This window comes from Burkholderia sp. Ax-1720 (assembly GCF_011753035.1).
Lineage (GTDB): Bacteria > Pseudomonadota > Gammaproteobacteria > Burkholderiales > Burkholderiaceae > Burkholderia > Burkholderia gladioli.
In genome coordinates this window covers 1-21,270 of sequence record NZ_VWWK01000010.1, presented here as the reverse complement: position 1 = coordinate 21,270, position 21,270 = coordinate 1, and the positions used below count along the sequence as shown (strand labels likewise).

At 70.0% G+C, this 21,270-nt stretch carries 19 protein-coding genes and 1 pseudogene; 13 read left to right on the top strand and 7 right to left on the bottom strand.

Translation table 11 applies throughout. From position 1 onward, the window contains the following. Positions 1–73: 73 nt before the first annotated feature. Positions 74–1,396, bottom strand: a complete 1,323-nt coding sequence (locus F3J18_RS05390) for a helix-turn-helix domain-containing protein (RefSeq protein ID WP_025096978.1) — start codon at positions 1,394–1,396, stop codon at positions 74–76. Positions 1,397–1,663: 267 nt separating this feature from the next. On the opposite strand from F3J18_RS05390, the gene F3J18_RS05385 reads away from it, so the two are divergent. From F3J18_RS05385 to F3J18_RS05355, 7 genes are all read left to right on the top strand, one after another. After that, positions 1,664–2,437, top strand: a complete 774-nt coding sequence (locus F3J18_RS05385; protein WP_036036172.1) for an SDR family oxidoreductase — start codon at positions 1,664–1,666, stop codon at positions 2,435–2,437. 410 nt (positions 2,438–2,847) lie between these two features. Further along, positions 2,848–3,762, top strand: coding sequence for a LysR family transcriptional regulator (locus F3J18_RS05380; protein ID WP_025096976.1), 915 nt, complete (start codon positions 2,848–2,850; stop codon positions 3,760–3,762). 179 nt (positions 3,763–3,941) lie between these two features. Then, complete coding sequence (locus tag F3J18_RS05375) at positions 3,942–4,388, top strand: MarR family winged helix-turn-helix transcriptional regulator (protein ID WP_166911817.1); 447 nt, start codon at positions 3,942–3,944, stop codon at positions 4,386–4,388. Continuing rightward, a complete protein-coding gene (locus tag F3J18_RS05370; RefSeq protein WP_013699385.1) occupies positions 4,385–4,867 on the top strand; it encodes a MarR family winged helix-turn-helix transcriptional regulator in 483 nt (160 codons plus the stop codon). Before F3J18_RS05375 ends, F3J18_RS05370 begins: the two co-directional genes overlap by 4 nt. Before the next feature lie 126 nt (positions 4,868–4,993). After that, a complete protein-coding gene (locus F3J18_RS05365) occupies positions 4,994–6,550 on the top strand; it encodes an efflux transporter outer membrane subunit (RefSeq protein WP_166911815.1) in 1,557 nt (518 codons plus the stop codon). A 76-nt stretch (positions 6,551–6,626) separates the two neighbouring features. Further along, a complete protein-coding gene (locus F3J18_RS05360; RefSeq protein WP_166911813.1) occupies positions 6,627–7,841 on the top strand; it encodes an HlyD family secretion protein in 1,215 nt (404 codons plus the stop codon). Positions 7,842–7,874: 33 nt separating this feature from the next. Further along, complete coding sequence (locus F3J18_RS05355) at positions 7,875–9,425, top strand: DHA2 family efflux MFS transporter permease subunit (RefSeq protein WP_166911811.1); 1,551 nt, start codon at positions 7,875–7,877, stop codon at positions 9,423–9,425. 84 nt (positions 9,426–9,509) lie between these two features. On the opposite strand, the gene F3J18_RS05350 is transcribed toward F3J18_RS05355, so the two are convergent. Beyond that, on the bottom strand, positions 9,510–10,427 hold the full coding sequence (locus F3J18_RS05350) for a LysR family transcriptional regulator (RefSeq protein ID WP_013699381.1): 918 nt from the start codon (positions 10,425–10,427) through the stop codon (positions 9,510–9,512). Between the two features lie 112 nt (positions 10,428–10,539). On the opposite strand from F3J18_RS05350, the gene F3J18_RS05345 reads away from it, so the two are divergent. Beyond that, on the top strand, positions 10,540–11,289 hold the full coding sequence (locus F3J18_RS05345) for an SDR family oxidoreductase (protein ID WP_025101722.1): 750 nt from the start codon (positions 10,540–10,542) through the stop codon (positions 11,287–11,289). A gap of 19 nt (positions 11,290–11,308) precedes the next feature. Here F3J18_RS05345 and F3J18_RS05340 read toward each other — a convergent pair whose 3' ends face one another. Continuing rightward, positions 11,309–12,613 (bottom strand): FAD-binding oxidoreductase, encoded by a 1,305-nt coding sequence (locus F3J18_RS05340; protein WP_047836999.1) that lies wholly within the window; start codon positions 12,611–12,613, stop codon positions 11,309–11,311. 95 nt (positions 12,614–12,708) lie between these two features. Further along, positions 12,709–13,671 carry a hypothetical protein gene (locus F3J18_RS05335; RefSeq protein WP_205195312.1) on the bottom strand — a complete coding sequence of 321 codons (963 nt, stop codon included), beginning with the start codon at positions 13,669–13,671 and terminating at the stop codon, positions 12,709–12,711. A gap of 447 nt (positions 13,672–14,118) precedes the next feature. Here F3J18_RS05335 and F3J18_RS05330 point away from each other — a divergent pair, with 447 nt between their 5' ends. Further along, positions 14,119–14,553: a CHRD domain-containing protein gene (locus F3J18_RS05330; protein ID WP_025101719.1), complete on the top strand. Its 435-nt coding sequence runs from the start codon at positions 14,119–14,121 to the stop codon at positions 14,551–14,553. A 70-nt stretch (positions 14,554–14,623) separates the two neighbouring features. Next, the gene (locus F3J18_RS05325) at positions 14,624–15,562 is read left to right on the top strand and encodes an alpha/beta hydrolase (RefSeq protein WP_025101718.1); all 939 of its coding nucleotides are present in this window, start codon (positions 14,624–14,626) and stop codon (positions 15,560–15,562) included. Here F3J18_RS05325 and F3J18_RS05320 read toward each other — a convergent pair. After that, complete coding sequence (locus F3J18_RS05320) at positions 15,544–16,410, bottom strand: EcsC family protein (RefSeq protein ID WP_166911807.1); 867 nt, start codon at positions 16,408–16,410, stop codon at positions 15,544–15,546. The two genes, F3J18_RS05325 and F3J18_RS05320, sit on opposite strands and share 19 nt — an antisense overlap. Positions 16,411–16,514: 104 nt before the next feature. Here F3J18_RS05320 and F3J18_RS05315 point away from each other — a divergent pair, with 104 nt between their 5' ends. Then, complete coding sequence (locus F3J18_RS05315; RefSeq protein WP_025101717.1) at positions 16,515–18,110, top strand: MFS transporter; 1,596 nt, start codon at positions 16,515–16,517, stop codon at positions 18,108–18,110. A 77-nt stretch (positions 18,111–18,187) separates the two neighbouring features. Further along, positions 18,188–18,667 carry a MarR family transcriptional regulator gene (locus tag F3J18_RS05310; protein WP_025101716.1) on the top strand — a complete coding sequence of 160 codons (480 nt, stop codon included), beginning with the start codon at positions 18,188–18,190 and terminating at the stop codon, positions 18,665–18,667. A gap of 83 nt (positions 18,668–18,750) precedes the next feature. Here the strand turns inward: F3J18_RS05310 and F3J18_RS05305 are convergent, their stop codons facing one another. Together F3J18_RS05305 and F3J18_RS05300 are read right to left on the bottom strand one after the other, a co-directional pair. Further along, entirely contained in the window at positions 18,751–19,332 is a 582-nt protein-coding gene (locus F3J18_RS05305) for a DJ-1/PfpI family protein (RefSeq protein WP_013699372.1), read from the bottom strand. A 187-nt stretch (positions 19,333–19,519) separates the two neighbouring features. Beyond that, positions 19,520–20,800 carry an amino acid deaminase gene (locus F3J18_RS05300; RefSeq protein ID WP_025101715.1) on the bottom strand — a complete coding sequence of 427 codons (1,281 nt, stop codon included), beginning with the start codon at positions 20,798–20,800 and terminating at the stop codon, positions 19,520–19,522. Positions 20,801–20,982: 182 nt separating this feature from the next. Between F3J18_RS05300 and F3J18_RS05295 the strand changes: the two are divergent. Continuing rightward, positions 20,983–21,270: pseudogene (locus tag F3J18_RS05295) on the top strand (MurR/RpiR family transcriptional regulator); the annotation flags it as partial.

Genomic DNA, 21,270 nt, shown 5'->3' with positions numbered 1-21,270 from the left:
TGAACCAGGATATTTTTCCGCGATTTTCTTTTTGTTTTTCGAGCGAGATCGAAGGCGGTATTCCCGCCCTCGATCATGCCCCGGTGCCGCGCTTGCGGATCTGGCCCGGCGTCTCGCCGAAATGCATGCGCATGGTTGCGGTCAGGTGGCTCTGGGTGCCGAAGCCGCAGGCCATCGCGATCGCGAGGATGGTCGCCGAGCTGTCGCGCAGCATGGCCCGCGCGTGCGCCAGCCGTCGCTCGATCAGGTATTGCTTCGGCGTGCGCGAGAAGGCGGCCTTGAAGGCCTCGATCGTGTCGTATTCGCTGAGCCCCACCAGTCCGGCGAGATCGCCGACGCTGATCGGACGCGAGAGGTTGGCGTCGATGTAGCGATCGATGCTGGCTTCGCACAGATCGCGCGTGCCCGCGTCGACGCGTGTCGCATCGAGCGGCCGGTTGGGATTGCGCCGCCAGGTCGAACTCGGCGCCTCGCCGAAACGCCGCTCATAGGCCAGCAGGAAGCGGTTCGAGATGGCGAAGCCGTGTTCGCGCAGGGTCTCGACGAAACCCTGGGCGCCGCCGGCCGAGAGCAGGGCGCGATGCAGCCGGTCGAGCCGCGCCTCGACGAGCAACTCGGCCGAGGTCCGGCCGGCATGGCGACGGATCGCGTGTTCGAGCATGCCGGTCGCGCAGCCGAGCGCGTGGGCGAGGGTGGTGATCGACTTCCAGCGCAGCGGATCGGCGCGGATCAGGTCGATGGCGCTGCGCGCCAGCGTCTCGTCGACGGGATGCGGGCTGGTGAAACGCTGGCGATGTTCGTGAGGCTGGCCTTCGAGCAGCATCTTCATCATGTGCTCGACGATTCCCTGCGCGGCGGCCTCGGGCACCGGCGCCATGAGCAGCATCTGCCGCAGGCAGCCGGCGGCGAGGTTCCATTGCGCGGCAACATCGGCACGCAGTGGTTTCAGGTCGAACAGGATGGGGGCGTCGAGCGGCTCGCCCAGCCATTGCGCGGCGAAGCGGTTCAACTGCCCGGCATCGACATGGACCGACAGATGCGCGAGCCCGTCGTCGTGCGCGATGCAGGTGGAATTGCCGGTCGACGAGATCGGGATCACGTCGCCGGGCGCGCAATCGGTGGCCAGGCGCCCGCGCGAATAACGGGCGCCGCCGCGGGTGCAGGACAGGATCAGGTAATTCGGTCGCGCCAGTTCGGAATCGAAGCGAAACGGAATGTCGTAGTCGACGTCGCAGATGCTGAGGCCGTTCCAGGCCTGCCCGGCGATGCTGATCTCGCGCGCGCCGGCGCGATGCGCGGCGAAGCGGTTGTCCGCGTAGATTTGACTGATGAATGCCGAGACTTCGTCGGGGTCGGCGCTCTGGAATCGATGGTGTTCGACAGGAGCTGGCTGCATCGTATGCCTCGTGCGGCGTGGGGGGACGACCACGCTTCGCGCGATGCTAGTCGCAAATGGCAGGAACGAATGTCAAGCATGGTGAGATCGGCGTCGCCGCGCCACGACCGCCGCGTTATCGGATTCCGGCGTGAAATTCCCGACAAATCCCGCCGCGATTCATTCCTATACTGGCGGGTCTGGCTGGGTCCGGCCGGCGCGACGCGTCCCGCGACGCGCCTGGTATTGATCCGGACCCCGAACCTTGCGGACACGAGGAGAACAGCGATGGCGGATCACGGAATCAAGGGCAAGACGGCGCTGATCGCCGGCGGCGCGAAGAACCTGGGCGGGCTGATCGCGCGCGACCTGGCCGAACAGGGCGCGCGGGCGGTGGCGATCCACTACAACAGCGCGAGCTCGCGCGCGGCGGCCGACGAGACCGTCGCCGCGATCCGCGCGGCCGGCGCCGAGGCGGTCGCCTTCCAGGCCGACCTGACCACCGGCGCGGCGGTCGAGAAGCTGTTCGCCGATACCGTGGCGGCGATCGGCCAGCCCGACATCGCGATCAACACGGTCGGCAAGGTCCTGAAGAAAGCATTCACGGAAATCAGCGAGGCCGAGTACGACGAGATGACGGCGGTCAACGCCAAGACGGCCTTCCTGTTCCTGCGCGAAGCGGGCAAGCACGTGCGCGACAACGGCAAGGTCTGCACCCTGGTGACCTCGCTGCTGGGCGCCTTCACGCCGTTCTACGCGGCCTACGCGGGCACCAAGGCGCCGGTCGAGCACTTCACGCGCGCGGCGGCCAAGGAGTTCGGCGCACGCGGCATCTCGGTCACGGCGGTGGGCCCCGGCCCGATGGATACGCCGTTCTTCTATCCCGCCGAGGGTGCCGACGCGGTCGCCTATCACCGCACGGCCGCGGCGCTCTCGCCGTTCTCGAAGACCGGCCTGACCGACATCGAGGACGTGGTGCCCTTCATCCGGCATCTGGTCAGCGACGGCTGGTGGATCACGGGGCAGACGATCCTGATCAACGGCGGCTACACCACCAAGTAAGTGCGCTCGGGCGGCGGCCTGGCCGCCTGCCTCGGCAGGGCCCGCGCGCCGCCGCCGGGCCGTTGCCGCCTCTTCCCGCATCCTCCACGCCGCTCCCGCGCATCGTCCGCGGCTCGATCGGCACGCATCGCGCGTGCATGATTCGCCAGACGATTCACAATATTCGCACGCGAGTCACGTCTTCACGGCGTTACACTCGATCGCGCGATGAAGCAGTGCCGCCAAGCCCGGCGAGCTCCCATCGGACACGATAAAATACCGCCGCCGCCCTCCTTTTCGAACGGTTCCTCGTCGCCGCAAGCGACGATGCGTTTCGCCACGAACGAAACCCGACCGACGGCGATGTGGCGGCCGCGCGGCCATCCCGCGCCATCCGTGTCGAATCGCGCACGCTACCCGGAAAAGTCGTCATGGAATATATCGATAGCTTGCGTATCTTCTGTTCGGTCGTCGAAGCTCGCGGCTTCACGCGTGCGGCCGACATGCTGGGCCTGTCCACGCCGGTCGTCTCGCGCGCGGTCGCATCGCTGGAGAAGCGGCTCGGCGTGCGCCTGTTCCATCGCACCACGCGGCAGATCTCGCTGACCGAGGCCGCCGAGCAGTTCTACGAAGGCTGCGTGCGCGTGATCGCCGATCTCGACGCGCTCGAGGAGGGCGCCTCGACCCAGGCGCGCGAGCCCAGCGGCGTGCTGCGCGTGATCTCGCATGCCACCGCCACCACCCATCGCCTGCTGCCGCTGATCGCCAGCTACAAGCGCAAGTACCCGAAGGTCAGCATCGACGTGACGCTGGCCGAGCGCCCCGTCGACCTGGTGGCCGAAGGCTACGACATCGGCCTGCTGCTGCCCTTCATGCTGACCTCGGACACGGTGGTCACGCGGCTGATGGAGATGATCCCGTTCGAGCTGGTGGGCTCGCCCGAGTACTTGGCGCGCGCCGGCACGCCCACGCATCCCTCGCAGATCGCCGACCACATGGTGGTGGCCTTCTCGACCTCGATCCGCAAGCCCGAGATGCGTTTTCGCGTCGACGACGAGACGCTCACGGTGCCGTTCCGCTACGAGATCGAATCGAACAACGCGCCCTTCAATCTCGGCATGGTGCTGAAGGGCTTCGGGCTCGGCATGCTGCCGACCTCGGTGGTCGAGGAATACCTCGAGAGCGGGCAACTGGTCTCGGTGCTGGCGGGCTTCCCGCTGGTCGACATGGGCGCCGAGATCCGCCTGGCCTATAGCTCCCGCACCCTGCTGCCGGCCAAGGTGCGCAGCTTCATCGACCACACGGTCGGCTTCTTCGAAAGCGCGAACGCACCGCTGCCGCGCTGAGCCGGCTCGCCCAGGCGCGCTCGCGCCGACTTTCCCTTTCATTTTCATTTCGCCGGTTGCGCCGCGGCATTCCCGGCAGACGCTTAAAATCCTTGCCGTGTCGATTCTTGTCGTGACAGTGATAATGGGTTGCGTCTGGCGGCGTTGATGACCCGGCCCTCCATCTCTAGTCTGTGCGCATGCACAGAGAGCCCCCCGATACGGACCACTGTTTTGCGATTCGCCAGGCCGCGCGTCATGTCTCCCGGTTCTACGAGTTGTATCTGTCGCAAGCCGGCGTGACGCCGTCGCAATTCAGCATTCTGCGTTTCCTGAGCGCGCAGGCCAGCGCGACCATGCTCGAACTGGCGCGCGCCACCTCGACCGATCGCACGACCCTGGTGCGCACGCTCAAGCCCTTGCTGCGCGAGGCGCTGGTGGTGCAGACGCAGGACGAAGGCGGCGGCCGGCGGCAGCATTTCACCTTGACGCCGGCCGGCCAGTGCCGCCTGGCGGAGGCGATGCGGCACTGGCATGCCGCGCAGGCCGCCTTCGAGGGCCGCTTCGGCGCGCCGCGCGCGCAGGCGCTCGACCAGGCGCTGGCCGAGCTGGCACGCGAGTTCGCGCCGGACGGCGCGCCGGCATGAGCGGCGCGCCCGGCAAGCCGCTGCACCTGCCCGCGCAGGCGCTGACGGTGCCCAGCGACGAGCATGGCGCGAGCCTCGGCTACCTGCTGACGCAGACGCACGCGCGGATGATGCAGCGGATCACCCATCGCGCGCTGGCCGAGCTTGGCGTGACGGGCGTGCAGGGCAAGGTGCTGTTCCTGCTGGCGGCCGGCCATTGCGAGACCGCGGCCGATCTCGCGCGCGAATGCTGCGTCGATGCCAGCGCGATCACGCGCGTGCTCGATCGCGTCGAGTCGCGCGGGCTGTTGCAGCGGGTGCGCGCGCTGGAGGATCGCCGGGTGGTGCGGCTGGCGCTCACCGCGGCGGGCTGCGAACTCGCGGCGGCCATGCCGGCGCTGTTCGAGGCGGTGCGCGACGAGGGCCTCGACGGGCTGGTCGCGGAGGAAGCCGAGGCGCTGGTCCGGATGCTGAAGCGGATTCTCGCGAACGGCGGCTGAGTTCGGCGTGTGGGGCGGTTTCGGGCGCTCTTATTGTCTTTTAATAGTTGTCTAGTCCATCAATGCAGGGAGTCGTTTTCCTATGAATACCGTCACAGGCAGGATGGTGCGCCGCGGAGTCTCACGATGATCGCGCAGCCCGTTCCGATCTCGCTGCGCGCGATCCGCGCGGCGTCGATGGCGGCGCTGGCGGCCTTCGCGCTGGCCGGCTGCGCCAACTACATCGGCATCCACAGCGACAAGCAGATCACGGCGGCCACCCAGCTCGAGACCAGCCAGAGCCTGCCCGCCGAGGGCGGCCACTGGCCGACGCTCGACTGGGCGAGCCAGTTCGGCGATCCGCAGTTGCCGAAGCTGATCGACGAGGCGATCGCGGGCAACCCGAGCATCGCCCAGGCGCAGGCGCGCCTCGCGAAGGCTTCGTCCTACATCGAATCCTCGCGCGCCGCGCTGATGCCGAAGGTCGACGCCAGCTATTCCTGGACGCGCGAGCTCTACTCGGGCAACGGCCTGTATCCGCCGCCCTATGGCGGCAACTGGTACAGCGAGAACAACGTGCTGGCCAGCGCCTCCTGGGAACTCGATCTGTGGGGCAAGAACCGCGAGCGGCTGCGCTCGGCGGTCTCGCAGCAGAAGGCCGCCCAGGCCGAGGTGCAGCAGGCGCGCGTGACGCTGGCGGTATCGGTGGCGCGTACCTACAACCAACTGGCCCAGCTCTACGCGCTGCGCGACATCGCCCAGCGCGAGATCGGCAATCGCGAGACGGTCGGCAGGATCACCGAGGGCCGCGTGGGCGCCGGGCTCGACACCAATGTCGAGCGCCAGACCGCGCGCGGCAACGTGGCCAGCAGCGAATCCTCGCTGTCGGAACTGGACGGGCAGATCACCACCACGCGCTACCAGCTCGCGGCCCTGCTCGGCAAGGGCCCCGACCGGGGGCTGTCGATCGCCACGCCGGTGCTCAAGCCCGGCGGCGCGGTCGAGCTGCCCGGCAATATTCCCGCCGACCTGGTGGCGCGCCGCCCCGACCTGATCGCCGCGCGCTGGCAGGTCGAGGGCGCGATGCACGACGTGAAGGAGGCGAAGGCCGAATTCTTCCCGGACGTGAACCTCGCCGCCGGTTTCGGCTTCGATGCCTTCGGCTGGGGCCAGTTCCTGAAGTTCGCGAGCCGCCAGGCGCAGTTCGGCCCGGCCGTGCACCTGCCGATCTTCGACGCCGGCGCCTTGCGCGCGCAACTGAAGGGGCGCTACGCCGACTTTGACCTGGACGTGGCGAACTACAACCAGACGCTGATCGGCGCGCTCAACGACGTGGCCACCCAGGTCGCCTCGATCCGCGCGCTGGACAAGCAGATGGGCGACGCGCAGCGCGCGCTCGACGCCCAGACGCGCGCCTACGATCTCGCCGTGATCCGCTACAAGGCGGGTCTCGCGCCGCAACTGCAGGTGCTCAGCGCCGACATCAACCGCCTGGGCGCGGAGCAGACCGTCACCAACCTGGTGATGCGTCGCCGCGACCTGCAGATCGGCCTGATCAGCGCGCTGGGCGGCGGCTTCGATGCAAGCGGTACGCCGCTCGCGGCACCCGACGCGAAACCGCGGGCTGCGCCCGCCACCGCGGACGTGCCGGGCGAGGCGGCGGCCACGCCGGCCGCTGCCGCCTCGGGCGCGCAGGCAGGCTGAGTTTCCGGATTTTTTTCGAATCGATAGTGGATCAGGCCCGTTGCGACAAGCACGGGCCACGACGGAGAACCTCGCGATGAGCGAACCCCAACAGCAAGCCGCGGCACCCGCCGCGCAGAACGGCAAGCGCAAGCGCATGATGACGCTGCTGATCCTCGCGATCGTGATCGCGGCGATCGCCTATGGCCTCTACTACTTCCTGGTCGCGCGTTTCCACGAGGAAACCGACGACGCCTACGTGAACGGCAACGTGGTGCAGATCACGCCGCAGGTCACCGGCACCGTGATCGCGGTGAACGCCGACGACACGCAGTCGATCCGCATCGGCGAGCCGCTGGTCAAGCTCGATCCCGCCGATTCGGCGATCGCGCTGCAATCGGCCGAGGCGAACCTGGCGCAGACGGTGCGTCGCGTGCGCGGCCTCTATGCCGACGACGACCAGTATCGCGCCCAGGTGGCCCAGCGCGATTCCGACCTGTCGAAGGCGCAGGACGACCTGCGCCGGCGCCTCGCGGTGGCGCAGACCGGCGCCGTCTCGCAGGAGGAGATCTCGCATGCGCGCGACGCCGTGAAGGCCGCGCAGGCCTCGCTCGACGCCGCCAGGCAGCAGCTCGCCGCCAACGTCGCGCTGACCGCCAATACCACGGTGGCCAACCATCCCGACGTGCTGGCCGCCGCCGCCACGGTGCGCAACGCCTACCTCAACAACGCGCGCAACACGCTGCCGGCACCGGTCACGGGCTACGTGGCCAAGCGCTCGGTGCAGGTCGGCCAGCGCGTCTCGCCGGGCACGCCGCTGATGTCGGTGGTGCCGCTCGGCCAGATCTGGGTCGACGCCAATTTCAAGGAAGTGCAGCTCGACCATATGCGCATCGGCCAGCCGGTGAGCGTGACGGCCGATATCTACGGCTCCTCGGTGAAGTACCACGGCAAGGTGATCGGCTTCTCGGCGGGCACCGGCTCGGCCTTCTCGCTGCTGCCGGCGCAGAACGCCACCGGCAACTGGATCAAGGTGGTGCAGCGCCTGCCGGTGCGCATCGCGCTGGACCCGCAGGAGCTCGAACGGCATCCGCTGCGCATCGGCCTGTCGATGCAGGTCGACGTCGACATCAAGGACGAGAGCGGCAGCCAGCTCGGCAGCGTGCAGAACAGCGTCTACCAGACCGACGTGTTCGCCAGGTACGGCGACGAGGCCGACGCGGAGATCGCGCGCATCATCGAGCAGAACGCGGCCGGCGGCCCGTCGCGCGCGGCCCAGGCATCGCGTCCCGCCACGGCGCCGCGCGCCTGAGGCGGCGTCCGCGCCTTCCATCGGATCATGGCCATGGATTCCTCCACCCTTCCGCGCCCGCTTTCGGGCGCCAAGCTCGCGCTCGGCACGGTCGCCGTGTCGCTCGCGATGTTCATGAACGTGCTCGACTCGTCGATCGCGAACGTGGCGATCCCGACCATCTCGGGCGAACTCGGCGTCTCGGTCGACGAGGGCACCTGGGTGATCACGATCTTCGCGGCGGCCAATGCCGTGTCGATCCCGCTCACCGGCTGGCTCACCCAGCGCTTCGGCCAGGTACGCCTGTTCGTCACCGCGATCCTGCTGTTCGTGCTGGCCTCCTGGCTGTGCGGGATCGCGCCGACCCTGCCGACCCTGCTGGCCGCGCGGATCCTGCAGGGAGCCGTCGCCGGCCCGCTCGCACCGCTCTCGCAGGCGCTGCTGCTGGGCGCCTGGCCCAAGCAGAAGTCATCGACCGCGCTCGCGCTGTGGTCGATGACGACCCTGGTCGGGCCGATCGCCGGCCCCTCGCTGGGCGGCTGGATCACCTACGACTACAACTGGTCCTGGATCTTCTACATCAACATCCCGGTCGGCATCTTCGCGGCCGCGGTGACCTGGTCGATCTTCCGCGAGCGCGAATCGCAGACGCGGCGCCTGCCGATCGACACGGTCGGGCTGATGCTGCTGATCGTCTGGGTGGCCTCGCTGCAGGTGATGCTCGACAAGGGCAAGGATCTCGACTGGTTCAATTCGCCCTTCATCATCGCGCTGGCGATCGTCGCGGCGGTCGGCTTCGCCTTCTTCGTGATCTGGGAGCTGACCGAGAAGAACCCGGTGGTCGACATCCGCCTGTTCAAGCAGCGCAATTTCGCGGGCGGCACGATCGCGCTGTCGGTGGCCTACGGCATGTTCTTCGGCACCCTGGTGCTGCTGCCGCAGTGGATGCAGGAGTATCTCGGCTATCGCGCCGTCGATTCGGGGCTGACCACCGCGCCGCTCGGGGTGTTCGCGATCCTGCTCACGCCGCTGATGGCGCGCATCCTGCCGCGCACCGATGCCCGCTATATCGCCACCCTGGCCTTCATCAGCTTCGCGGCGGTGTTCTTCATGCGCACCCGCTTCTACACCGACGTGTCGAACTGGGACCTGGTGCTGCCGACCCTGCTGCAGGGCATCCCGATGGCGATGTTCTTCGTGCCGCTGACCGCGATCATCCTCTCGGGCCTGCCGCCCGAGAAGATCCCGGCCGCCGCGGGGCTCTCGAACTTCGGGCGGACCTTCTGCGGCGCGGTGGGCACCTCGGTGATCGGCAATGCCTGGAACAACCGCACGGTGCTGCACCACGAGCGGCTGACCGAGCAGGCCAACGCGACCAATCCCGACTTCAGCCAGTCGATCGATTCGACGCAATCGCTGCTGCACGTCGGGCGCGATACGGCGCATGCGCTGTTCAACCTGTCGGTCGACGGGCAGGCCGCGGTGATGGGGCTCAACGACGTGTTCTACATCTCGGCGCTGATCTTCATCGCGATCATCCCGCTGATCTGGATCACCAAGCCGGCACGTTCGAACGCGCCGGCCGACGCGGGCGGCGCGCACTGAACGCGCGAGCGGCCCGCCGTCCTCGAGGGACGGCGGGCCGCGTCGTCGTTGTCCTTCCGGTTTTCTTCCCGTTCGCCGGCACCGTCATGCGAAGGCATCGGTGCCGCGCACCAGCCGCCGCGCCAGGCGCGGCGCCTTCAGTTTCTCGATCCACCATTGCAGGGCGCGGCCCTCGCGATCGCCGCGCCAGGCCGCGTAGAGCAGGTTCGGCTCGCGCGGATCGGCGGTGCGCTTCTCGAGCAGCGCGCCGCTGGCGAGCAACGAGGCGATCCGCTCGCGCGGCAGCCAGCCCACGCCGAGCGCCTCGCGCTGCGCGACGATCTTCGCCTGCATGGTGGGCAGGGCCAGCGAAGGCTGGCCGCCGAGTACGCCATAGGCGCGGCCGGCCGTGGCGCGCGAGGAATCGGCCACCACCACGGCGCGATGTCGGGCGATCGCCTCGCGCGTGAGCGGCTCCGGCTCGCCGGCGAGCGGGTGCCGCGGCGAGACGGCGAACACCCAGTCCATCGCCCCCAGTTCGAGCCAGCGCAGGTTCGCCATCGCCGGCGGCTCGTTGGTGGCGCCGACGATCAGGTCGGCGCGGCCGTCGCGCAGCGCTTCCCAGGTGCCCCCCAGCACCTCGTGCGTGATGCGCAGCGCCACGCCCGAATCGAGCCCGTCGAAATCGCGGATCAGCGGCGCCAGCAGGGCGAACTCGATCACCTCGTCGGTCACGATCCACAGCCGGTCCTCCCAGCCGCTGGCGACCTGGCGCACGCGCCGGGCGAGCCGCGCCACGTCCTGCATCAGCCGCGCCGCGTCCTCGGCCAGCAGCTTGCCGGCCGGGGTGAGCTGCAGCCGGTAGCGGCGCCGGTCGAACAGCAGCGCGTCGAAGCGCGCCTCGAGCTGCCGCGCCGCGTGGGAGACTGTCGACGGCGCCTTGCCCAGGCGGGCGGCGGCGCGCGTCAGGCTGCCGGTCTCGCGGATCGCGTCGAGCAGGGCCAGTTCATCCTCGGACAACATGTTCGACTCCTTCGAACGTGTTCATCGACGGAATGGTACGGCAAGGCAAGTTGAGGCGTCCATCATGGCTGCACCGAAGTCGAACGACTTCTTCTCTCCAAGGAGCACCGACATGAACCGTTTCACCGGCAAGACCGTCCTCGTCACGGGCGGCAACAGCGGCATCGGCCTGGCGGCCGCCCAGGCTTTCGTGGCCGAGGGCGCGCGCGTGATCATCACCGGCCGCGACGCGGCCACACTCGACAGCGCCCGCGCCTCGCTCGGCGCCGACGCGCTGGCGATCCGCAACACCACCGGCACGGCGGCCGCCGCGCGGGAGCTGGCCGAGGCGATCGCCGCGGCGGGGCTGCGGCTCGACGCGGTGTTCGTCAATGCGGGGGTGGCGAAGCTGGTGCCCTTCGAGGACGCCGACGAGGCGCTCTGGGACCTGACCTTCGACAGCAACGTGAAGGGCGCCTACTTCCAGATCCAGGCGCTGCTGCCGCTCTTGAACCGCGGCGCCTCGATCGTGCTGAACGGCTCGATCAACGCGCATATCGGCATGCCGACCTCGTCGATCTACGCGGCCAGCAAGGCGGCGCTGATCTCGCTGGTGAAGACGCTGTCGGCCGAGCTGCTGCCGCGCGGCGTGCGCGTCAACGTGGTGAGCCCGGGCCCGGTGACCACGCCGCTCTACGACAAGTTCGGCTTCGACGCGGCGGGCCTCGCGGCGGCGTCCGAGCAGATCCGCGCCCAGGTGCCGCTCGGCCGTTTCGGCGAGCCGGCCGAGATCGCCTCGACGGTGCTGCACCTGGCGGCCAGCGAATCGGCCTTCATCGTCGGCAGCGAGATCATCGCCGACGGCGGGATGGGCACGCTCTGAGCGAGGGCCCGGCGGGCGTTCAGAAGCGTTCGAGCAACTGGTGGTAGAGCATGCCGAGCTCGAGCGCGGGCTGGCGCCAGGCCGGGCCGCCGGGGAAGCGCCGGTGCCGCAGCCGCGCGAACAGCTCGAAGCTGTCGCGCTCGCCGGCGATCGCCCGCGCCACCGCGCGCCCGGCGATGCCGGTCAGCGCCACGCCGTGGCCGCTGTAGCCCTGCAGGTAGAAGTAGTTGGGATCGAGCGCGCCGAAGTCGGGCGCGCGATTGCGCGTGACGTCGACGAACCCGCCCCAGGCGTGCTCGATGCGCGCGTCGGCCAGTTGCGGGAACACCTCGATCATGCGCGTGCGGATGGCGGCCGTCAGTTCGGCCGGCGCCGCGCCCGCCGAGCTCGCGCGCCCGCCGAACAGCATCCGGTGGTCGGCCGAGAGCCGGTAGTAGTCCAGAAAGACATTGTTGTCGCAGATCGCCTCGCGGCCCGGGATCAGCGCGGCGGCGCGCTCGGCGCCGAGCGGCTCGGTGGCGATGATGTAGGAGGGCACCGGGCCGATGCGGGCCTCGATCGGCTCGGGCAGGAAGCCGCCGGGGCCGGCGTTGACGCAGGACACGACGTGGCGGCAGCGCACCTCGCCGCCGCGCGTGCGCACCAGCGGGCGCTCGCCGCGAACCACGCCGGTGACCATCGAATGCGCGAACAGCAGCGCGCCCTCGCGGCGCGCGGCCTCGGCCAGGCCGAGGCAGTACTTGAGCGGATGCAGGTGGCCCGAGAGCGGATCGTGGACGCCGGCCAGGTAGAGCCGCGAGCCGATGCGCGCGCGGATCGCGTCGGTATCGAGCCAGCTCAGCGAGGGATGGCCCCAGCGCTGGGTCGCGGCGTCCATCCATTCGCGCAGCTCCGGCACGCGGCGCGGCTTGGTGGCGACCGTCAGGTAGCCGCGCGTGAAATCGCAATCGATGCCGTGGCGCGCGATGCGCTCGGCGATCAGCTCGACGCCGGCCAGCGAAAGCTGCCAGGCCGCGCGCGCGCCGTCGCTGCCGAGCTGCCGCTCGATCTCGCCGTCCTTGGCGAAACCGCCGATCACCTGGCCGCCGTTGCGGCCGGAGGCGCCCCAGCCGGGGCGGTAGGCATCGAGCACGGCCACGCTCATGCCGGCCGCGCGGCAGTCGAGCGCGACCGACAGGCCCGAGAAGCCCGCGCCGATCACGCAGACGTCGACCTCGAGCGGGCCGTCGAGGACGGGATCGTCGGCGGCCGGGCGGGTGGCCGTTGCTTCGTAGTACGAGTCACGCGCGAGCGCCTGCGCATGCTGGAGGAAGGTCGGTGTCATGGGCGGGGATCGTCTCATGCGCGGCGGCGTCCCGCAACGCCGCCGAAATGGGTCGCGCACCGCGGCGGCCCTCCGCGCGATGCGGGGCGGCCCGCTCAGAACCGGTAGCCGAGGCCGGCCTGGATCACGTCGGTATCGCGGTCGTAGCGGGTCACCACGCGGTTCCAGGTCACGCGCGTGAGCCAGCGCTCGCTGAGCCGGTAGCTCGCCGAGATCGACACGATGCCCGACAGGCGGCCGTCGCCGATGTCGTTGCCGCGGATGTTGCGCTGGTCGACGGCGATGTACATCCCGGCGCCCGCGCTGAGCGTGAGCTTGTCGTCGAAGAAGGCGCGCGTGGCCCACAGTTCGGAGGCCACGCCGTTGCGGCGCGTGGCGCGCTTCGAGCCCTCGTAGAGATAGGTCGCGGTCCAGTCGAGGTACTTCATCAGCCCGCGCCGGTATTCGAGGCTCGCGCCCAGCGAGGAGGGCGAGCTGCGGCTGTTCAGGATGGTCTCGCCGACCATCCCGGTGATCTCGTTGTGGGTCACGCGGTCGAGCCGGCCCGCCGCGTAGTCGCGCGGGCCCGGCGCGTCGGGCGCGTCGAGCTGGTAGCCGATGCCGAACATCACCGAGGTGGTATCGGGGCCGCTGAAGGTGTGGACGCGGTTGAGCTGCAGCTGCGTGACCCAGCGATGCGAGGTGTAGTAGGCCGCGCGGATGCTCATCAGCACGCCCCAGCCGTGGGTGTTCGAATAACCGCGCCCTTCGGCGGCGGCCTCGGTATCGAAGTAGCGATAGGGGCCCACGCCCGCGGACAGCACGAAGCGGCGCTGGGCGAGCGGCAGTTGCCCCCAGAACTGCACGGACTGGCCGTCGCGGTGATGGCCCGGCAGGTGGCCTTCGTTGTACCAGGTGAAGCTGGCGGCGGCGTACTTGCCGAGGCTCTCGCGGTAGTCGAGCGCCCAGGCGGTGGTGTGCGTGCCGGCGCCGTAGAGCGGGCCGGCGAACAGGGCGAATTCCTGTGCCTGGGCCGGCGTGGTGTGGAGGGCTGCCGCGCCGAGCAGGGACGCGATCAGGGTCGCGCGTGGCAGCCGTGGAACAGGAAAGGCGGGGAGGGGCGAGCGGACCGGCACGGGATTGTTCCTGGGTTTGTCGATCGGGCGGCCATTGTGGCGCTTTTGTAAAAATGCTGGCGTGAAGCGGCGTCGCAGTTTGGCGACCGGGGATTACGACGGTAAGAAACGCGGGGCGGCGCCGGAAGCCGTCGAGCCGCGCCCGCGCGCGGCCCCGCCTGCGTTTGCCAGGATCGGCGCGCGCTCGCGTCGCATGACGGGCGTAAACGGATGTAATGCAACGGATGTAGGGCGAGCGATGACGATCGGGGCCGGCGGGCCGCCGTCCGGGCCGGTTCGCGGTGCGCGATGCGCACGGCGGCGGTCGATGGTCTACCATCGCATCAGCGAGGACCGGCCGGCCGCTTCGCGGCCGTTGCCGGCGCGCTCCAAAACGGACAAGGAGATCCCATGCGAATCCTGCGTATCCTGAACACCGGCGTGCTGCTCGGCGCCTTCGTGGCGGTGGCCGCGCATGCCGAGACGGCGAAGCTGACGGCCAACCTGCAGCCCTCCAGCGAGGTGCCGCCGACGGCCACCAAGGGCTCGGGCAAGCTCGACGCGAGCTTCGACACGGCGACCCATACGCTGGTGTGGACCGTCAGCTACAGCGGCCTGACCGGCCCGGCGACCGCCGCGCACTTCCACGGCCCGGCTCCCGTCGGCCAGAACGCCGGCGTGCAGGTGCCGATCGCCAAGGATGCGCTGGAGAGCCCGATCAAGGGCTCGGCGGTGCTCAACGACCAGCAGGTCACCGAGCTGATGGCGGGCAAGTGGTACTTCAACGTCCATACCAAGGAGCACCCGTCCGGCGAGATTCGCGGGCAGGTCGAGCCCGCCAGCTGAACGCGCGTCGCGCGGGCGCGGCGCAGGCGCCGTTCCCGCGCACGGCCGATTCCCTGCCCAAGGAGGTTCGATGAGCTGGCAGTCCGAACTGGCTTGCTGGTTGCTGCGCCGACAGGTGCGGCCCAAGACGCTGTCGCCCGTGATCGACGTGCCGGGCACGCGCGCGCTGGCCGAGCGCCGGCGCCCTTTCCAGACGCGCGTGCCGGCCGGCTGGCAACTGCGCGAATGCTACGGCGCGGCCGACGCGCCGCGCGGCGAATGGCTGGAGCCCGTGAACGGGCGCGCCGCGCCGACCCTGCTGTACTTCCACGGCGGCGGTTATTACTTCTGCTCTCCCACCACGCATCGTCCCCTGGTCTTCGCGCTGACCGCGAAGGCCGGCGCGCGCTCGTTCTCGGTCGATTACCGGCTGGCGCCCGAGGCGCCGTTCCCGGCCGCGCACGAGGATGCGCTGGCCGCCTACGGCGCGCTGCTCGAGGCCGGTGTCGATCCGGCCACGATCGTGCTCGGCGGCGATTCGGCGGGCGGCGGCCTGGCGCTGGCGCTGCTGGTGGCTTTGCGCGATCGCGGCGCGCCGCTGCCGGCCGGGGCGGTGCTGTTCTCCCCCTGGACCGACCTGGCCGCCACCGGCGAGACGCTGCGCAGCAACGACGGCGCCGACCCGATGTTCGCCGGCGCCGCGCTGGGTCGCGCCGCGCGCCTCTACATCGGCGACGCGAGCCCGACCGATCCCTATGTATCGCCGCTCTATGCCGATCCGGCGGGCCTGCCGCCGCTGCTGATCCAGGCCGGCAGCACCGAGGTGCTGCTCGACGATTCGCGTCGCTTCGCCGAGCGGGCCCGCGCGGCCGGCGTCGAGGTGGACCTGCAGGTCTGGCCGCGCATGCCGCACGTCTGGCAGATGGCGGTGCCCTTCATGCCCGAGGCGCGCCGCGCGCTGGACGATGCCGCGGCCTTCGTGCGGGGCGCGGCGGCGCCGCCGCGCGAGGCTCAGGTGGCGATCGCCTGATAGGCGGCCTCGACGGGCGCCGTACCGTATTTGCGTTCGAGCCGGCGCACCACGAAGTGGCCGTGCGCGGCCTGCTGGAAGTGGTCGATGAACAGCGTGTTGACGGTGGCGCCGAGCACCGCGCCGAGCGCCGGGATCGACTTGGCGGCGATCTGCTCGGTCACCTGCGCCGAGAAGCGCGAGGCGATCGACTGCACCAGCCGCAACAGGGCCGCCGAGCCATGCGTGGCGAAACCCTTCGAGGCGATCTCGGACGAAGCCTTCGATACCGCCTGCGCGAGCGCGCCGCGCAGCACGAAGTAGCCGAAATCGGCATCGCGCTCCGCCTCGCCGTCGCCCGATTGCCTGCCCGCGTTGGCGAACCCGCCGCCCATGCCGAGCACGGCCAGGCATTGCAGCTGGGCGTCGATCGAGGACAGGTCCTCGCCCTCGCTGCGCGCGATATCGCAGATCGAGCGGAACATCAGGGTGGTGGTGACCGGCAGCTCGACCGGCAGCGCGAACAGGCCGAAGGCGCCGCCCGCCGCGCCGGTGGTGGCCACCGCGAGCTTGTGCAGGAAATTGCTGGGCTTGTCGGGCGTCTCGCCCGCGCTGGCCACGCCGCCGGACTTGCCGAGCGTGCGCAGCGCCAGGTGCAGGCACTTGCGCAGCGCGATCTCGGTGGCGTCGTTGATCTTGTCGGTGGCGAAGCCGGGCAGCCTGGCGATCATCTTCTCGATCGGCGCGCCCACCACGCTGGTCAGCTTCATCGTCAGGGACGGGCTTTCGAGCGCCAGCTTGGCGCGCCGCAAGGTGTCCAGGTCCTCGGGCGACAGGGTGGCGCCGACGGCGCCTGAAATGGGTTCCATATCTCTCCCATGAAGCAGGTCAGGCAAGACGCCATCGGCGTAGCCTACCCGTGCATGCTACTATCTCGCAATCGTTGACTCGTCAAACGTTGCGCGATCAAAAGATGGCCGTCCATACCCGAGCCCACCATTCGAGTGGGCAAGTCCTGCCGTTTCGTGAATCCCTGTTGGCAATGCTGGGCATTTCCTTCGTCACGATGCTGGTCGCCTTCGACCAGACCGTGGTCGGCACCGCCTTGCCGACCATCGTGGCCGAGCTGCGCGGCTTCGATCTCTACGCCTGGGTCGCGACCTCCTACCTGTTGACCTCGGTGATCACCGTGCCGATCTTCGGCCGGCTGGGCGACTATTACGGCCGCAAGCCCTTCGTGATCGCCTCGATCGTGGTGTTCACGGCCGCCTCGGCGCTGTGCGGGATGGCGGGCAGCATGAGCTTCCTGGTGGCCGCGCGGGTGCTGCAGGGCATCGGCGGCGGGATGCTGGTGGGCACCGCCTTCGCCTGCGTGCCCGACCTGTTCCCCGATTCGGTGGTGCGCCTGCGCTGGCAGGTGCTGATGAGCACCGCCTTCGGCATCGCCAACGCGATCGGCCCCTCGCTGGGCGGCTTCCTCACGCAGTTCTGGGGCTGGCGCTCGGTGTTCTACGTGAACCTGCCGTGCGGGCTGCTCTCGCTGTTCTTCGTGATCCGCTACCTGCCGCACCTGCGCCATGCCAAGCACGAGGGCAAGATGCGCCTGGACTGGCCCGGCGCGCTGCTGATCGCGGTGGCGCTCGGCGCGCTGCAGTTGTTCGTCGAATGGCTGCCCAAGCGCGGGCTGCTGGGCTGGCCGGCGCTGCTGCTGTTGATCGCGGTGCTCGCGGGCCTGGCGCTGTGGCGCTGGGAAAAGCGCATCCCGCATGCGCTGCTGCCCACCGACATGTTCGCCAACCGGTCGCTCGCGATGCTGTTCTCGCTGGCGGTCCTGGCCGGCTTCTCGATGTTCTCGCTGCTGTTCTTCGCGCCGCTGCTGTTCCAGGGCGGCTTCGGCATGTCGCCCAAGGCGGCCGGCGTGGTGATCACGCCGCTGGTGGTGTTCATCACTATCGGCAGCATCCTGAACGGGCGCATCGTGACGCGCATCCCCAGCCCGAACGCGATGCTGCCGACCGGCTTCGCGCTGCTGGCGCTGGCCTGCGCGGGCATCGCGCTGTCCTCGCACGGCACGCCCCAGGCGGTGCTGCTGGCGGTGATGGTGGCCGGCGGCATCGGCCTGGGCTTCGTGCTGCCGAACCTGACCGTGTTCGCCCAGCAGACCGCCGGCCGCGAGCACCTGGGCATCGCCACCGCGCTGCTGCAGTCGCTGCGCATGGTTGGCGGTATGATCGGCACGGCGCTGACCGGCACCCTGGTCAACCAGATGTACGCCGGCGGCGTGCGCGAGGCGCTGGGCGGCGATCGCGCGCTGCAGTGGTTCGCGCGCCTGTCCGATCCGCAGATCCTGATCGACCGCGAGGCGCAGGCGCGCGTGGTGGCCGAGCTCACCCAGCAGGGCCATCCCGGCGCGCAGTTGCTGGAGGCGGCGCGCGCCTCGCTGGTCGGCGCGATCCATCTCGGCATCGCGATCGGCGCGCTGGTGGCGGTGATCGCGGTCTGGCAGAGCCGGCGCGTGCCGCCGATCCGCCTGCGCAGCAAGATCGAGCCCGCCGTGGTCGCCGAATGAGCGGCGCGGCCGGCCCGCAAGCCGGGCTTCAGCCCGGGTTCCGACCCGGGGTTTCATTGTCATCGTCGTTCTGAATCATGGAAGCACAAGACCGCGTCGCGATCCTTCAACAATTCGGGCGCACCTATCGCGCGTTCCTTTCCGCCTTCGAGTCGCATGTGGGCCAGCCGATGCCGCGCTGGCGGATCCTGCTCGCGCTCCACAATGAGAACGGCACCGCCTCGCAGAAGCGGCTGGTCGAGCTGGTGCGCACCGATCCGGGCGCGCTGACGCGGCAGTTGAAATCGATGGAGGCGCTCGGCTGGATCGCGCGCGCGCCCGATCCGCGCGACAACCGCGTCACCAACGTGACGCTGACGGGCGAGGGCCGCGCGGCCTTCGACGCCTGCATGCCGCGGCGTACCGCGTTTCTCGACGAGACCATGTCGGCGCTGCCCGACGAGGCGCTCAATGCGCTGTCGGGCGCGCTCGCGCTGCTGGAGGCGCGCATCGCCGAGGTCGGCGCGGCGCCGGCCGAGGAGCCGGCCGGGATCGACCGAAACCGTTCGGCGGCCTGAGCGCGAGCCGCCCGGGCGGGCGGCGGAATGGCGATGGGAGAAAGGGGCGGCGGGCGCCGCGAGGCGCGCCGCCGCCTTGGCGTTTACAGCTCGATGCGAGTGCCGAGCAGGGCCAGGAACTGCGCGAGCCAGGCCGGATGCGCGGGCCAGGCCGGCGCGGTGACGAAGGGCGCGTCGGTGACGGCCGCGTCGACCGGGATATCGGCGTATTCGCCGCCGGCCAGCCTGACCTCGGGCGCGCAGGCCGGGTAGGCCGAGATCTTCTTGCCGCGGATCACGTCGGCGGCGGCCAGCAACTGCGCGGCATGGCAGATCGCCGCGACCGGCTTGCCGGCCTCGACGAAGGCGCGCACCAGCGCGATCACCTTGGGATCGAGACGCAGGTATTCCGGCGCGCGTCCGCCGGCGATCGCGATCGCGTCGTAGCGCGCCACGTCGACCTCGTCGAAGCTCGCGTTCAGCGCGAACAGGTGGCCGGGCTTCTCGGTGTAGGTCTGGTCGCCCTCGAAATCGTGGATCGCCGTCTTGATCTTGTCGCCGGCGCGCTTGCCGGGGCAGACCGCATGCACGGTGTGGCCCACCGCCTGCAGTGCCTGGAACGGCACCATGGTCTCGTAGTCTTCGGCGAAATCGCCGGTCAGGAAGAGGATCTGCTTGGCTGCCATCATCTGCTCCGCGGGTTGAAGACGGGAGCGGGCAGTGTACGCCTCGCGCCGGTTCCGCGTCGTGACGGGCGGCTGCGCGGCGCGGGCGAGGGCGCATGCACGGCGGCGGGCGGCCCGCTTCATGCCGCGAAGCCTCGCGACACGAAGGCGCCGGGCCGCCGCCGGGAAGCTCCGGCGGGCGCCGGCCTCAGAAGTACGTCTCGATCACCTCGGTGACGCGGTAGTCGCCATCCACCACCAGGATCTGCCGCCACTTGTCGAAGGTCAGGCAGGGATGCGAGATGTCGAAGGCGACCATGTCGCCGACCTTCACGTCCGCGCCCGGCGCGATCTTCAGGTAGGCGTGCTGGTCCATCATGCCGGTCACCTCCCAGCCGTCGGCCGGCGTCACCGTGCGCGGCGCGGCCGCGCTGCCCGGGCGGAAATGCCGGGCGGGTTCCGGGTAGCCGGCGTCGAAGGCCGCGTCGCGCTTGCCGAGCGCGACGATCGCGCGATCCGGCTCGGGGATCGACTGCACGTAGGCCCACAGCTGCAGCGCCGGCTTGAGCGCCTCGCCCATGCGCTTGGCGACCGGGTTGCGCGCGAGGATGTCGTTCTGCGCCTTGCGATAGATGCCGACGTCGTGCGTCAGGTAGCAGCCGGGGCGCAACACCACCTCGATCACGCCCTCGGCGCGCGCCTGCGAGAACTCGTCGGCGACCACGTCGTACCAGGCCGAGCCGGCGCCCGACAAAATTGCCGGCGTGCGCGAGAAGCGGCCCTCGGCGGCGAACTGGCGCGCCAGCGCGACCGTGTCCTTGAGGAAGGCGCGCACCTCGCCCTCTTCCTTCAGCACCCCTTCGTAGACCTCGATGCCGGCCAGCCTGATCACGTCCGCGTGGCGCGCGATGGCCTCCAGCACGGCGGCGCGCTGCGCGGCATCGCGCACGCCGGTGCGCCCGCCCGGCACGCCGAGCTCGAGCAGCACCTGCAGCGTGCGCCCGGCGGCGGCGAAGAAGCGGCCGAGCTGCTCGACGTTGTCGGCCGAGTCGACCAGGCAGAAGAATTCGAATTCGGGATCGGACAGCAGCTCGGCGACGATCGCCATGTTGTGCTTGCCGACCAGCTGGTTGGCCAGCAGCACGCGGCGGATCCCGCCCTGGTAGGCGGCGCGGGTCTGGTGCGCGGTGGCCAGCGTGATGCCCCAGGCGCCGGTCTCGATCTGGCGGCGGAACAACTGCGGCGCCATGGTGGTCTTGCCGTGCGGCGCGAGCTGCACGCCGTATTCGGCGACGAAGGCCTGCATCCACTTGAGGTTGTGCTCGACCCGGTCGGCATACAGCACCGCCGCGGGCAGGCTGACGTCCTCGTCGAGCAGGTTCCAGTCCAGGCGGCCCGCGTCCGACAAGGGCACGCTCGCGCTCGGCACCCGGCCGAGTCCCTTGCCGCTCGGCTCGATCGCCGCCTCCTGATAGTTTGTAACTTTCATCGTGGGATGCTCCATCGTCTCGTCGTGTTTGTAGCGAAGTTGACGGCAGGATAGTACAGAAAGTAGCATCCGCCCGGTGATGTTATTTATTAACACGAGCCGTCCCCACGATTGATCCGATGAATCCCGCCGCCTCCGATCTCGCTTCCCCCGCCGAGCCGCTCGACGCGGCGGGCCAGCCGGTGCCCGCCACCGCCCAGCTCGGCTTCGACATCGTGTCGCGCATCGCCGAATGCGCGCCGGCGCTGCGCGATGCCGAACGCAAGGTGGCCTCGCGGATCCTCGACGACCTGGCCGCGGCCGCCCATGCCAGCATCGGCGAGATCGCCGCGCAGGCCGAGGTCAGCGTCGCCACCGTGACGCGCTTCGCCAAGGCGGTGGGCTGCCGCGACGTGCGCGAGCTGAAGCTGCGGCTGGCCCAGGCGGCCGCGGTCGGCGAGCGTTTCCTGGCGCCCGCGGCCGGCTTGCCG